Genomic DNA, 15001 nt, shown 5'->3' on the forward strand with positions numbered 1-15001 from the left:
GTTAAGTAAAGAATTAATTAAAAATATTAACGAAATGAATTTTTCTTTTTCTATTGAAAATTGGTTTGCTTTATCTTCCGGATTATCTAGTAAAGATGATTGGTTTTTGTGGTCTCAACAATTAGAACACGATTGGAGTTTACCTCTACCTAAATCAAATAAACTGCCCATGATGCAAGTGCGCCGAATGAGTACATCATCACGCTTAGCTGTTGAGGTTGGTCTGGAACTTATAAACAATAATAGCGTTGATTTGGCTATCTTTACTAGTCGACATGGTGAATTAGAAAGAACTTATAAAATATTATCTGAACTTAATCAAAATAATGAGATTTCACCTACTGATTTTGCCCTATCAGTTCATAATACGACTGCAGGTTTACTAACAATTGTTGCAAATCAAACGGTTCCTATTACTTCGTTATCAGCACATAATGATAGTTTTCATCAAGGCTTGATAGAAGCTTTACCTTTATTAAATCAAAGCAACAAAAAAATACTATTAATAGATTTTGATGGCATCGTTCCCAAATTTTATCAAACGGGTATCAAACAGTTAGTTCCGATTTATGCTGTAGGATACATATTAACAAGTGGCAATGAATTTAGTTGTAAAAGTATAGAAAAAACATCAAAAGTTTATAAGTCAGATTATCCGCAATCTCTTGCTTTTTTGCATGCTTATTTGAATAAACAAAAACAATTTATAGTACAAGGAAACGTTCAAGATTGGCAATGGATAATAAATTTATAGAGAAAATAAACACCTATAATTTTAATCAATATTGGCGTTTATTAATTACTGCGCTAGGCTTTACGTTATTTGGATTATGTGGTTTTTTTATAATTTCACTATTATGGTTTAGTCTGTTAAGAATATTTATTTGGAACAAACATCAACGAAGCATTATTGCCCAAAAAAGTGTTTGTTTTAGTTTTAAAGTTTTTATATGGATAATAAAATCATTAGGGGTAATTAATTATCAATTCAATGGACTTGAGAAACTCAAACAAGACAAAAATTGTTTGGTTGTGGCAAATCACCCTTCTTTGCTTGATGTTGTACTTTTAGCATCAGTAATGCCTCGTTGTGACTGCTTAATTAAAGGTGAACTTATCAACAATATTTTTATCAGCCGCATCATAAAAACCGCGGGATACATTTTAAATGCCGAATCAGAAAAAATATTACCACAATGCAAACAAATATTGGCAAAAGGTGGGCGAATACTGATATTTCCCGAGGGGACAAGAAGTATACCAAACAAACCAATAAAATTACAAAGAGGTGCCGCTAATATAGCATTACGTTGCCAAGTGGATATTCGAGTCATTCATATAAAATGTGCTCCTCCTTTTCTTATAAAGGAACAGAAATGGTATGATATACCAATAAAAAAAGCTTGTTTTAATATTACTGTCGGAGAAAAAATTTCAATTGCTGATTTTATCAGCCCAAATACAACTGTTGCAGCAAGGCAATTAACACGGTATTTGACTTCAGTATTTAATGAAACTGAAATAAATTAAAACAGTCTCAATGTAAAAGGAAAACTAATGGAAAAACTACATAATGAAATAAAGACACTCATAATTGATGTACTAAATTTGGAAGCTATCACACCTGATGATATCGACTCTCAAGCCCCTTTATTTAATGATGGACTAGGGCTAGATTCTATTGATGCGTTAGAACTTGGTCTTGCTATTAAAAACAAATATGGGATCGTTTTATCTGCAGAAAGTGAAGAAACGAAAAAAGCATTTTACTCAATTCAATCATTAGCTGATTTTATCTCATCACAACAATAGGAGAGACATAGCATGGACAAACAACAGATTTTTGAACAAATTCAGTCTGCACTGGTGCAACTTTTTGAGTTATCAGCAAAAGATATTAAACCTGAGTCTAAACTCTTTGAAGAATTAGATTTAGATAGTATTGATGCTGTTGACTTGGTTGTACACCTTCAAAAAAAGATTGGTAAAAAAGTTGATCCCGAAACATTCAAGTCTGTTAGAACAGTACAAGATGTTGTTGAGGCAATTAATAACTTAGTGAATGCAAAAGAATGAAAATAAATAGAGTTAAGTTAATAATAAATATTGTGACAAATATTCTATTTGTCGGTTACCCATTTATTATTTACTTATCTTTATACTACAACTGGGTTAACCTAGCTATTTTTTATTTAGTTGTTTCTTTTGTTTTACGACTAGTCACTTTACCCAATTTATTTGCAAATATACGTTGGATGACGAAGCTTATTGCATGTATAGGCCTATTTTTGGCGTTGATGAGTTGGTTTTGTGCTAAATATCAAATACTCCTTTTTTATCCAGTATTAGTTAACTTCGTATTTTTCATCACATTTGGTTACACCTTATACCAACCACAATCTATGGTTGAAAAATTTGCTAGATTAAAACATGTAAATTTATCTGCAGAGGGTGTTTTATATACGCGAAAAGTAACCTTATATTGGTGTTTATTTTTTATTGTCAATGGAGCTATCGCTTTAACTACTTGCTTGATAAATAATATGTACTGGTGGACTTTATATAATGGTTTGATTAGCTATATTTTGATTGGTATATTTATGGGGGTTGAATGGTTAATACGTCAAAAAATACAACATTAATATCGCTATCAAAGCAACTATTACGACCAGAACATGAAATTGTAGCATTTAGAAATAACCAGCCGTTAACAATAGGTGATTTAAAAAAACAGGTTTTAAACATAAATAATGTATTAAATAACTATTCTAATATGCGTTGGGCATTATACATGCAAGATAGTTTTAATTTCATTGCAGGATTATTGGCGCTTTTCTATTCCGGTAAGCAACCAATATTAATCAACCCTCACCATAAAGAAATGAAACATCACTATGATGGTCTATTAATTGATGATATTAAATTTACTAATCAATATTTCTCAAGCAAACAAATTATCGATATCAATAAAATTGATATAAATAATATAATTACAGAAAAGCAATTAATAGAATCTGGATTTAAACACCAAACATTAACACTGTTTACTTCAGGCTCAACTGGAATGCCAAAACCGATTGAAAAATCGGTTTCTCAGCTTGAATTAGAGATTGGTGTACTTGAAGCGGGTTGGGGAAAATTTGAAAATAACCTATTTATTGCATCGGTTTCCCATGAACATATGTATGGTTTAACATTTAAGATAATGTTACCTCTTAGCTGTAAAATTCCATTCATTTGTGAACCTATACTTTATCAAGAGCAGCTAACTACTTATAGTCATAAAAAAATTATTTATATTACAACACCATCAATAATCAAAAATTTGGATGACAAATTGCCAACAATAAATTGTGATAAAATAATCTCATCTGGCGGCAAGCTTACATATGAAGAAGCACTATTATGTGGAAAAAGCTATGGCGTATTACCTGATGAAATATACGGCTCAAGCGAAACGGGCATTATAGCAACTCGGCAACAAACACAAGCAGACACACCTTGGAAACTGTTTCCATCAATGCATATCGAATGCAAAAAATCAAAGCCGCCTTTATTATTTTCACCTTTACTAACTCAACCTGAACAATTAAACGATGAAATCAAGGTAGTGGATGAAAGCCATTTTCATTTAAACGGGCGAATAGATAAGATTATAAAAATATCTGAAAACAGAGTATCGCTAGTATTCATTGAAAAACAGCTTAATCAACTTGATGAGGTGGCACAAGCTATTGTCATTCCGCTAGAACAAAATAATCGAACAATACTCGGTGCAGTTATTGAATTATCTTCCTTATACAAACAGTCATTAAAACAGTATAATCATTTCGAATTAACACAATATTTTCGACTTTTATTGAAAGATACATTATCATTAGTTGAAACGCCCAAAAAATGGCGATTTATTGATTCTTTACCTAAAAACTCTCAAGGGAAATGTACTTATATTGATTTAAAAAAATTATTTGATACACAACAAAAACAATGAAAAAAAAGTTTGCAAAGGAAAATATAATTAATATTAGCAACACCTCCGCTGATATTGAACTAACAATCTCATCTGATCTTTTTTGGTTTGAAGGTCATTTTAAATCCCAACCCTTATTACCGGGAGTTGTTCAACTTAACTGGGTGCTTCATTACACACAAAAATATATTGATGATTCATTACACTTGTTATCTATCGATGTAATCAAATTTCAATGCCCTGTAATTCCCGAAGATCGCCTTACTTTACATTTAAAATGGCATGAAAAGATTAAAAAACTAGAATTCATCTATACCTTCATCACACCAAACAATAGCAATAAAATAGCAAGTACAGGAAAACTTACTTTATGTCATTAATACAATCGTCTTTACTTGCTAACTATTGTTTTGTTATTCCATCTTACAATCACAGCGAAACTTTACCTACGGTTCTAAAAAATATTGAATCTTATAATTTGAAATGCATTTTAATTAATGATGGTAGTTCTAAAGATGCAAAACAAAAGTTAGAACAAGTTTCAGCGTTATATCCATGGGTAACACTATTACACTTACCAACTAATCAGGGCAAAGGCACTGCAGTTATGACAGGCCTTGAATATGCGTTTAATCAAGGTTTCACGCATGCCATACAAATAGATGCTGACGGGCAACATGATAGCCAATTTGTTAAACAATTATTAAAACAGTCACAACTTAACCCTGATGCATTAATATCCGGCAATCCTGTCTATGACAATTCTGTACCTAAACATCGATTAATCGCTAGATATATAACGCATTTTTGGGTATGGATTGAAACTTTATCTTTTTCAATTCAAGATAGTATGTGTGGTTTTCGTATATACCCACTACAGCAAACTGTTGGTCTCACAAAGCGGTGTAAAATAGGTAAAAGAATGGATTTTGATACAGATATAATGGTGAGACTATACTGGCAAGGTACACCATCTATTTTTGTACCGACGCATGTAACTTACCCTAAAGATGGCGTATCACATTTTCACACCTTCAAAGATAATGTTCGAATATCATGGATGCATACTCGTTTATTTTTTGGAATGATTCCGCGCATTCCTTTATTACTTAAAAGAAATAAATATAAAGCTAAAGGTCAAAAACATTGGTCTCAAATACCGGAAAGAAAAGGGCTATTAGGCATCAAATTTATTCTAAAACTTTACCAGATTTTTGGTAGAAAATTTGCTAAATTAGTTATGTTTCCAATTATTACGTATTTTTGGTTAACTGGAAAAACTCAACGCCAAGCATCAAAATCCTATTTAGAAAAAATTAAAAACTATTATGACCAGATCCCTTATGTTGAAAAAAATCAGCTTACCTCATTTCGGCATTTCCAACGATTTGGAGAATCACTACTCGATAAAATAGCAAGTTGGCAAGGTGACATTAAACTCAATCAACTTTATTTTTCTAACAATCAAGAATGCTTAGATATTATTTCTGATAAGCGAGGTATTATTTTAATTTGCTCACATCTTGGTGATATAGAAATGTGTAGAGCACTAGCCGAGTTATCACATAATATAAAAATCAATGCGCTTGTTTTCAAAAAAAATGCCATGCGTTTTCAGCAAGTGTTACAAGAAGCAAATCAAGCATCCGCAATTAATTTGGTGCAAGTAGATACTCTAGGTCCAGATACAGCTATTTTACTCAAAGAAAAACTAGATAATGGCGAATGGGTGGCTATTGTTGGTGATCGAACATCAAGCAATCCACATCAAAGAACATCCGATAACTCAATTAGTTGGGCTAATTTCTTAGGTGATCTTGCTCCTTTTCCGAAAGGTCCTTTTATTTTATCTGCTGCTTTAGGTTTTCCTGTTTATTTAATTTGGGGGCTAAAACCTAATGGACGCTTTCAAGTCTACTTTGAGCATTTTTCAGATAAAATTTTGCTGCCAAGACAAAATCGGCAAGATGAACTGAACAGAATAATACAAGAGTATGCAAAAAGATTAGAACATTATTGCCTCATTTCTCCACTAGATTGGTTTAACTTTTACGATTTTTGGAGATTTAGTCCACCAACACCAAATAAACTAAATAAAGATTCAGATAAAAATGAAAAATAATTTTAAACGTACCTCTACTATTGAATATACCACTTCATTTCATGATACCGATGCAATGGGTGTAGTTTGGCATGGCAACTATCTAAAATTTTTTGAAAAAGCTAGAGAAGCTTTATTCCAAAAATTCAATTATGGTTACAAAGAGATGATTGAATCAGGTTACCTTTGGCCTATTGTTGATGCTCGAGTAAAATATATCGCACCAACAATCGCTGAACAGACTTTACAGATTATTGCAACTTTAGAAGAATATGAACATCGTATAAAAATTAATTACACAATAAAAGATAGTTTAACAGGAAAAAAAACAACATCGGGCTATACAATCCAAGTAGCAATATCAGCATCAAACCAAGAAATGAGTTTTGTTACACCTCCAATTTTTTTAGAACGCTTTGGATTATAAAAATGAAGAAATACTTAATTACTATAATTAGCGTAGTAATGATGATGTGCTTTTCCACATCAATTTACGCCATTACACTAGAAGATTTACAACAACAATTTAGTAAACATAAAATCATTCATGCTGATTTTATACAAGAACGTTACATAAATGGTTTATCCGCCCCACTACATTCATCAGGAAAAATGATTATTTCTCAAGATTTAGGATTATGGTGGCAACAACTGACACCATTTATTATGACGCTAAAAATAAATCAACAGCGAATGGAACAAAGTGTAGACGGACAACAACCTCAAATAATTACAGCAGAAAACCAACCTCAACTGTTCCAGTTTAATCATTTATTGACTGCAATATTTACTGCTGATAAACAATTGCTAGAAAATAATTTTGAGATAATTCTGTCAGAACAAAATCACCAATGGACACTTATACTTACGCCTAAAATTGCTCCATTAAACAAAATTTTCAAACAAATAACACTACACGGCAACACATATCTACAAACTATCGCCATAGATGATAAACAAGATGATAAAACTATAATTACATTTAAAAATCACAAAACAACAAAATTAACACAACATGAACAATTGCTATTCAAATAAAATAATAAAACTTAAACATAAAGCAATTTTATGGGGCATTACTGTCATTTGCTTACTGGTTGTTGCATGTCATCTTATTTCTAACAGTAAATTCAACAGTAGTGTTTTATCCTTACTACCTAAGGAACAAACTAACCATGTTCCAATTGAAATTATTAATGGTTTCCAAGATAGACTCGATAAGCAACTTGTCTGGTTAATTAAACCAGCTAACTCCAATAATTTAGAACCGGTAAACTGGTGGTATCAACAGTTACAAAAAGATCCCAATTTTAATCAAGTTAATGGGCATTTTGATGAACAATTTCAACAAAATTGGGGACAATTTGCTTACAAATATCGTTATCAGCTAATAGATGTAAATACAATTGAAAGGCTAGAAACACATAAACAATTTGCTTGGGTTCAAAGCCAAATATACTCACCATTTAGTGGAGTTAGTGCAACAGAGCTAAATAAAGATCCATTACTCCTCACCCGTGCCTCACAGTTGAGCCGACTGAGTAATACGGGTAATCTAACCATTCAAAATAATTGGTTAACAGGTAAAGATAAGCAAGGTAATGTATGGTACATGATTTATGCCCAACTGAATGGTTCTTCATTTGATCTAAAACAATCACACAAAATCGTTACCGAGTTGGAAACATTGACTGAACAGTTAAAAACAAATTACCCCGGAACAGAAATATTAAAACGAGGTGTACTCTTCTATAGTGATAATGCAAGTATTGAAGCTAAAAAAGATATTTCGAGAATAGGAAGCCTTTCCATTATTGGTATTATTGTACTAATAATTGCTGTATTTCGTTCTATCACTCCTATTCTTCTTTCATTATTATCGATTTTAATTGGAATTATTTGTGGATTAGTCGCAGTATTAATGGTATTTGGCGAGATTCATGTAATGACATTAGTAATGAGTACAAGCGTTATTGGAATAACCATTGATTATTCATTACATTATTTAACTGAACGATTACTTAATGGTAATAATGAATCGCCGTATGCCAGTTTAAAAAAATTAATATCAACCTTAACTATTGCATTGTGCACCAGTTTTATTGCTTACCTAGTTTTACTAATTGCACCATTTCCAGGATTAAAACAGTTATCTATTTTTGCTGTTTTTGGCTTAATTGGAGCCTTTTTAACTGTCACATGTTGGTATCCTTTTTTAGTAAAAAATTTACCTGTTCGACAAAATATCGGCCATCGCTTCTCCACTTTTTGGCTTAAACTATGGGAAAATAAAAAAATGCAATGGATAACTTTATCTATTGCTATAGTATTTATTGGTTATGGTTTTAATAATTTAAAGGTTGATGATGATATCAGTAAGTTACAAGTTTTACCTGCCGATCTCCAAAAAGAGGAGCAAGATATAATAAACATAACTCACCAATCCTCAGATCAAAAATGGTTTATCGTATTTGGTGATACAGCAGAACAAACATTACAGCGACTAGAATCTTTTTTACCAAAATTAGAACAAGCAAAACAGCATGGTATTTTTCAACAATATCAGACTATTAATTTACCTTCAATAAAAAAACAGCAATATAATATTGCTTTAATAAACAAATTAGCTCCCGAAGTTGTGTCTTCACTTCAACAAATTGGTGTTAATGTTAAAATACCGAACATTGAAGATTCAAACGATTTTATTACACCTGAAATGTGGCTGAAAAGCGAAATTAGTCAAGGACAAAATTTGCTATGGTTATCACTACCAAATGGTAAAAGTGCAACATTAATTCCTATTGGAAATGTTAATCAATTAAGCGACATCAGTGCATTATCGCAAGTAGATAATGGCATCCATTGGCTCGATCGCCACACCGAATTTAATACCATGTTTACCAACTATAGAATCCACTTGTCTCAGTTAATTGCTAGTGCAGTAATTATCATATGTATCTGCTTTATCTTTTACAATCGCAAATATGGAGTAATTATAGCGCTAAAAAGCACGCTACCGACTTTACTATCAATAGGAGTTGCACTATCTGTGCATGGCATTATTCGCCAACCATTGAATCTATTTTCTATGCTAGCCCTCATTCTTGTCATTGGTATTGGTATCGATTATAGTCTCTTTTTAGGTAATCATAAAAGCCAAACTAATAGTGCATTATTGGCAGTTACAATGGCTGCGCTAACGACATTACTATCCTTTGGACTACTGATAATTAGCAATACGAATGCCATAATGGGTTTTGGAATTGTGTTGACGAGTGGAATTTTCACCGCTTTTATATTTGCTCCATTAGCTATAAAACAGACAAATATTACTTAAAAAATTTATAAAAATTAAAAATAGGAATATAAGATGAAAAAATATTTAGTTTTAACCATGATGATATTAGTCATTTTTGTTACTAGTTGTGCTAGTAAAACACAATCTCAAGCATGGTTAACTAAAGAAGTTAAAATTAATCTTCCAGTAATAAATACAAAACAAAATTATCATGATCAGCAGTTGTTAAAATTTAAATATAAAAATCTGGAAAACTCAATTATTGCCATAGTTGATATTAGCAACAACCAATTAAAGGTGATTGGTCTTTCTGCTCTAGGTATCAGGCTCTTTGAAATTGATTATGATGGCAAGCTAGTAAAAACAAAACACAATATATTTGTTAAAGAACTACCTGCTCCCGAACAAGTTCTATCTGATATTATGTTGAGTATTTTACCCACTCAAGATTGGCTGACCGTACTACCTGCTGGCTGGCAAATCGTTGATAACGAGCTACATAGAACATTGCTCAATAACAAACAAGAAACCATAATAGATATAACCTATGCAGAACAACCATCAACTAAGATAAGAAAACCAATTCAAATTGAACATCATATATTTGGTTATAAAATTGCAATTCAAAGTATGGATACAAAATAAATGGTTTATATTACAGCTATAGGAGCAATCAATAGTTTAGGTAATTCTCTAAATGAAATTAGACAGAATTTAACTAAGCAGTATTGTGCACCACACTGTTTAATTGAAGAAAATAATTGGTTGCTAAACAATAAAAAAACTTGGGTAGGTAAAGTGAAAGCTGATTTACCCAAAATTCCTACACGTTTATCACAATATTCAACACGAAATAACCAATTATTATATGGAGCTTACTTACAAATTCAATCCGATATTGATAATGCTATTTTACGTTATGGGAATAAACGAATAGCAATTATTATGGGGACTAGCACCTCAGGCATTCATGAAGGAGATGTCAATTTAAAACATTACTTACAAACGAATATCCATTTACCTACTTTTTCTTATAATCAGCAAGAATTAGGTGATCCATCGTGTTTTTTAACGGCGTTGCTTGGTTTAAAAGGCCCTAGTTACACAATATCAACTGCCTGCACATCTAGTGCTAAAGCTATTATTAGTGGTAAAAGATTAATTGAATCAGGAATCGTTGATGCAGCAATTGTTGGTGGAGCTGATAGCCTGAGCCGAATGCCAATTAATGGATTTAATGCACTTGAATCACTTTCTGCAAATCCATGTATGCCCTTTGCACAAAACCGAAATGGAATAAACATCGGCGAAGCAAGCGCTGTATTTTTACTTACCAAAGAAGAAACAAGTAATATGGTTATTTTGGGCACTGGGGAATCATCTGATGCTCATCATATTTCATCACCCCATCCAGAAGGATTAGGCGCTCAAAAAGCAATGCAAGCGGCTTTAGATAATGCAAGATTAACGACCAATGACATTGGTTATATCAACCTTCATGGAACAGCAACTATATTGAATGATCTTGCCGAAAGTAAAGCTGTTTATCGCTTATTCAATCAAAATTTACCGCCATGTAGCTCAACTAAACATTTAACTGGCCATACTTTAGGTAGTGCTGCAGCGACAGAATTAGCCATTAGCACATTATTGCTTGATCAAAATATTTATTTACCACAACAGGATTTTTCGGTCTCACCATTTGATGAAAATCTTGATAAAATCAATATTGTTACAAAGCGTATGACATTAAATACTCCAATTATAATGTCAAATTCTTTTGCATTTGGTGGTAACAATGCATCTCTTATTATTGGAAAAATATAATGCAATATTACCCAGCGAATTATTATTTACCTCATGAAGAACCAATGGTAATGGTAGAAAAAGTTCATTTAATTAATGATGAACAATGCATTTGTAGTGTTCAAGTTAATAAAAATGGTATTTTGGCACCTTTTTTAAATAATAATAATGAATTACCCAATTTATATGCCATTGAATTAATGGCTCAAACCATCGGCGTATGGAATGGTTACCATGGTATTATTAATAATAAAAAACCACAATTAGGTATGTTACTAGGTGGAAGATCAATAAAAACATTATTACCGAGCTTTCCTCACTACAGCCATTTAGTTATCCATACAAACTTAGTTCTTTTTGATAGCAAACTAGCTAATTTTGATTGTCAAATAAAGATCGACGAACAATGTGTCGTTTCAGGAAAGCTCAATGTCTATGAGCCTGATCAAACTGAATTAGCTCATTTATTCGGTCAAAATCGATTAGGAGAATAAAAGAAATGAAACGAACAATTCTGGTAACAGGTGCAAGCAAAGGAATTGGTAAAGCTATTGCCTGTAAACTTTCGCAAGATGGTTTTGCCATTGCTGTTCACTACAATAATGATAAGCAAGGAGCAATTGAAACAAAAAATTATATTGAACAATTTGGAGGCACTGCTCGATTAATACAATTCGATGTAAGTAATCGCATACAGTGTCAACAAAATATTGAAGCTGATATCGAACTTTATGGCGCATATTATGGTATTGTAAATAATGCTGGTATCATTCGTGATGGAGCTTTTCCTGCTTTAACTGAAGATGATTGGAACAATGTCATTCATACTGATCTTGACAGTTTTTATAATGTTCTGCACCCTTGTATTATGCCAATGATAGGACTTCGTAGCGGTGGGCGAATTATTAGTATAACGTCAGTTTCTGGTTTGGTTGGTAATCGTGGACAAGTTAATTATAGTGCTGCAAAAGCAGGGATAATTGGAGCAAGTAAAGCTCTAGCACTTGAGCTTGCTAAACGCAAGATCACAGTAAATTGTATTGCGCCAGGCTTAATTGATACCGGTATTTTAGATATGGAACCTATTGCATTACAAGAGGCAATGAGAATAATACCATTAAAACGCATGGGACAAGTGGACGAAGTAGCAGGGTTAGCAAGTTATTTGATGTCTGATATAGCAGGATATATAACACGCCAAGTAATTTCAATCAACGGAGGGATGGTATGACTAAAAGGGTTGTCATAACTGGAATGGGTGGCGTTACTGCATTTGGTAATGACTGGATAAGCATACAAGAAAAGTTAAAAAAACTAGAAAACGCAGTGAGATATATGCCCGAGTGGGAAATCTACGATGGATTGCATACAAAATTAGGCGCACCTATTGATAATTTTACTATCCCAGAGCATTATACCCGAAAAAAAATACGCTCCATGGGAAGAGTATCTTTATTATCTACAAAAGCAACAGAAATAGCACTCGAAAAATCAGGTTTACTTGATGACCCAATCATTACAAATGGTAAAACAGGAATTGCATTTGGTTCTTCAACTGGTAGTACACAACCCGTCGCTTCATTTGCAACAATGCTAAATGAAAAACATACTAATAATATTACTGCTACAACTTATGTACAAATGATGCCGCATACTACTGTTGTCAATACTGGTTTATTCTTTGGATTAAAAGGAAGAGTTATTACAACTTCTAGCGCTTGTACATCAGGTAGCCAAGCTATTGGTTATGCTTATGAAGCGATTAAATATGGTATGCAAACAGCAATGGTAGCTGGTGGTGCAGAAGAGTTATGTCCTTCAGAAGCAGCAGTTTTTGACACCTTATTTGCTACCAGTCAAAAGAATGATAATCCCAAAAGTTCTCCTCGCCCATTTGACAAAGATCGTGACGGTTTAGTGATTGGTGAAGGAGCTGGTGCTTTAATTCTTGAAGAATACGAGCATGCAAAAGCGCGAGGAGCAAAAATATATGGTGAAATAGTCGGTTTTATGACAAATTGTGATGCAAGCCATATTACTCAACCACGTAAAGAAACAATGAAACTATGTATCGAGCAAGCATTAAAAAAAGCTAATTTATCACCAGCTGATATTGGTTACATCAGTGCTCATGGTACAGCTACCGATCGTGGTGATATTGCTGAAAGTAATGCAACTTCTGAAATATTTGGTAATCAAACACCTATCTCATCGTTAAAAAGTTATTTCGGCCATACTCTTGGAGCATGTGGGGCATTAGAAGCTTGGTTAACACTTGAAATGATGCACTCAGGTTGGTTCAATCCAACAATTAACCTAAATAATATTGATCCTGCATGTGGTGACCTTGACTATATAATGGGAACTGGTCGAAATTTAGATATTGAGTATTTTCAAACCAACAATTTTGCATTTGGTGGGATAAATACTTCAATTATCATCAAACGATTTTAATCTAACCAACACCACAACGATAAACGGGAGCTAATTATAATTATCAGTATAATTAGCTCCAACAAATCAATTAAAAAATTGACGTTAATCACAAAAAGGGCTATTACAGCCCGTTTTCTTGTCTGAAAAACAATCTTTCTACACTTTTCATCACGTTCTTCGAAATTCTTTCCGATAGCTTTTGCCTACGTTGATAACAGACTGAGATAATTTTATGTGTTTGTAAGTGAGATAAAATAAAGTCATCACTCGTACTGATTTCGTCAACTAAGCCTTTATTTTTAGCTTGTGTTGCAAACCAGTGTTCGCCCGTTGCAACTTGTTCGATATCGACATTTGGGCGATACTCTTTAACAAAGTCTTTAAATAAAAGATGAGTTTCTTCTAATTCTTGTTTGAATTTTTGACGTCCTTCTTCGGTATTTTCACCAAACATCGTCAATGTACGCTTATACGCACCTGCCGTTTGTAATTCAATATCTACATCATGTTTTTTGAGTAAGCGGTTAAAATTAGGGATCTGCGCAACCACACCAATTGAACCCACAATTGCAAATGGTGCAGCCACAATTTTGTTAGCGGTACAAGCCATCATATATCCCCCACTTGCCGCAACTTTATCAACCACTACAGTGAAAGGTATATCACGTTGTCTAAACCGTAATAATTGCGATGCAGCAAGACCATAACCGTGAACCACGCCACCTGGACTTTCAAGCTTAATGACAACTTTATCTTCAGGCTTAATAACAGCTAATACAGCAGTGATTTCTTGGCGTAATTCTTCAACTTCGTGTGCATCCATGCTGCCATTGAAAGATAATACAAATAATTTAGGTTTAACTTGTTGGTTTGTATTACTTTCTACTGGTTTCGCTACATTATCTGAATCTGACGAAGTTTGTTCGGCAGATTTTTCTTGATTTTTAACTTGTTTCTTTTTTTGTTTAGCTGCTAATTTCGCTTGCTTTCTCTCATTTTTTTTCTGTTTTTTAAGATCTTTCATAAACAGCTTAGCTTCTAACTCATCCATGCTTGACATTAACATGTCGTCTTTAACTTGTTCATATTCTTGGCTAATATCTTTAACCGATAACCGCCCTGCCACCGTTGCTGACTTGCGGCGTTGGCTTAATATAAAAACAAGTACAGCTAAAATTGCTATAACAACTGTTGCTGTTTCAGCTAAAAAAAGTGAATACTCAGAAAACCAATTCATTTAATTATTATCCTTTAATGAAATATATGTTGATTGAATAGATTTAGTAATTATAACAAGATAATTGCGAATTGTGCCGAAAAACGATAAAGATAAAATTGTCGCTTTATTCGGCAAATCAAATTATTTATACTGATAACCCAAATTACTGTT

The 15001-nt window shown here is 32.8% G+C and carries 17 protein-coding genes; 16 read left to right on the forward strand and 1 reads right to left on the reverse strand.

Annotation, left to right across the window (positions count from 1 at the left end):
* Nucleotides 1–34 precede the first annotated feature (34 nt).
* From A9G32_RS03875 to A9G32_RS03950, 16 genes are read left to right on the forward strand one after another with little or no spacing between them, the layout of a single operon-like run.
* Entirely contained in the window at nt 35–754 is a 720-nt protein-coding gene (locus A9G32_RS03875) for a beta-ketoacyl synthase chain length factor (protein WP_065574808.1), read from the forward strand.
* A complete protein-coding gene (locus A9G32_RS03880; RefSeq protein WP_065590083.1) occupies nt 736–1530 on the forward strand; it encodes a lysophospholipid acyltransferase family protein in 795 nt (264 codons plus the stop codon). The genes A9G32_RS03875 and A9G32_RS03880 overlap by 19 nt, the downstream gene beginning before the upstream one ends.
* 27 nt (nt 1531–1557) lie before the next feature.
* Nucleotides 1558–1812: a phosphopantetheine-binding protein gene (locus A9G32_RS03885; protein WP_065574786.1), complete on the forward strand. Its 255-nt coding sequence runs from the start codon at nt 1558–1560 to the stop codon at nt 1810–1812.
* Nucleotides 1813–1824: 12 nt separating this feature from the next.
* Nucleotides 1825–2076 carry an acyl carrier protein gene (locus A9G32_RS03890; RefSeq protein WP_065590082.1) on the forward strand — a complete coding sequence of 84 codons (252 nt, stop codon included), beginning with the start codon at nt 1825–1827 and terminating at the stop codon, nt 2074–2076.
* Nucleotides 2073–2642, forward strand: coding sequence for a hypothetical protein (locus tag A9G32_RS03895; RefSeq protein WP_065590081.1), 570 nt, complete (start codon nt 2073–2075; stop codon nt 2640–2642). Before A9G32_RS03890 ends, A9G32_RS03895 begins: the two co-directional genes overlap by 4 nt.
* Nucleotides 2612–3991, forward strand: coding sequence for an AMP-binding protein (locus A9G32_RS03900; RefSeq protein ID WP_065590080.1), 1380 nt, complete (start codon nt 2612–2614; stop codon nt 3989–3991). The genes A9G32_RS03895 and A9G32_RS03900 overlap by 31 nt, the downstream gene beginning before the upstream one ends.
* Nucleotides 3988–4350: an ApeI family dehydratase gene (locus A9G32_RS03905; protein ID WP_065574790.1), complete on the forward strand. Its 363-nt coding sequence runs from the start codon at nt 3988–3990 to the stop codon at nt 4348–4350. Before A9G32_RS03900 ends, A9G32_RS03905 begins: the two co-directional genes overlap by 4 nt.
* A complete protein-coding gene (locus A9G32_RS03910; protein WP_065590079.1) occupies nt 4341–6092 on the forward strand; it encodes a glycosyltransferase family 2 protein in 1752 nt (583 codons plus the stop codon). The genes A9G32_RS03905 and A9G32_RS03910 overlap by 10 nt, the downstream gene beginning before the upstream one ends.
* Nucleotides 6082–6498 (forward strand): acyl-CoA thioesterase, encoded by a 417-nt coding sequence (locus A9G32_RS03915; protein WP_065590078.1) that lies wholly within the window; start codon nt 6082–6084, stop codon nt 6496–6498. The genes A9G32_RS03910 and A9G32_RS03915 overlap by 11 nt, the downstream gene beginning before the upstream one ends.
* Before the next feature lie 2 nt (nt 6499–6500).
* Nucleotides 6501–7109, forward strand: a complete 609-nt coding sequence (locus A9G32_RS03920; protein ID WP_065590077.1) for an outer membrane lipoprotein carrier protein LolA — start codon at nt 6501–6503, stop codon at nt 7107–7109.
* Entirely contained in the window at nt 7087–9408 is a 2322-nt protein-coding gene (locus A9G32_RS03925; RefSeq protein ID WP_065590076.1) for an MMPL family transporter, read from the forward strand. The genes A9G32_RS03920 and A9G32_RS03925 overlap by 23 nt, the downstream gene beginning before the upstream one ends.
* Before the next feature lie 33 nt (nt 9409–9441).
* Nucleotides 9442–10014, forward strand: a complete 573-nt coding sequence (locus A9G32_RS03930) for a DUF3261 domain-containing protein (protein WP_065590075.1) — start codon at nt 9442–9444, stop codon at nt 10012–10014.
* Entirely contained in the window at nt 10015–11196 is a 1182-nt protein-coding gene (locus tag A9G32_RS03935; protein ID WP_065590074.1) for a beta-ketoacyl-[acyl-carrier-protein] synthase family protein, read from the forward strand. It begins immediately after the preceding gene.
* The gene (locus tag A9G32_RS03940) at nt 11196–11669 is read left to right on the forward strand and encodes an ApeP family dehydratase (protein ID WP_065590073.1); all 474 of its coding nucleotides are present in this window, start codon (nt 11196–11198) and stop codon (nt 11667–11669) included. The genes A9G32_RS03935 and A9G32_RS03940 overlap by 1 nt, the downstream gene beginning before the upstream one ends.
* 5 nt (nt 11670–11674) lie before the next feature.
* Entirely contained in the window at nt 11675–12406 is a 732-nt protein-coding gene (locus A9G32_RS03945; RefSeq protein WP_065590072.1) for a 3-ketoacyl-ACP reductase FabG2, read from the forward strand.
* Entirely contained in the window at nt 12403–13629 is a 1227-nt protein-coding gene (locus A9G32_RS03950) for a beta-ketoacyl-ACP synthase (protein ID WP_065590071.1), read from the forward strand. The genes A9G32_RS03945 and A9G32_RS03950 overlap by 4 nt, the downstream gene beginning before the upstream one ends.
* Nucleotides 13630–13732: 103 nt before the next feature.
* Here A9G32_RS03950 and sohB read toward each other — a convergent pair whose 3' ends face one another.
* A complete protein-coding gene (gene sohB / locus A9G32_RS03955) occupies nt 13733–14848 on the reverse strand; it encodes a protease SohB (protein WP_065590070.1) in 1116 nt (371 codons plus the stop codon).
* Nucleotides 14849–15001: the final 153 nt, after the last annotated feature.

The sequence above is a fragment of the Gilliamella sp. Gris3-2 genome (assembly GCF_001690345.1).
Classification (GTDB): Bacteria; Pseudomonadota; Gammaproteobacteria; order Enterobacterales; family Orbaceae; genus Gilliamella; species Gilliamella bombi.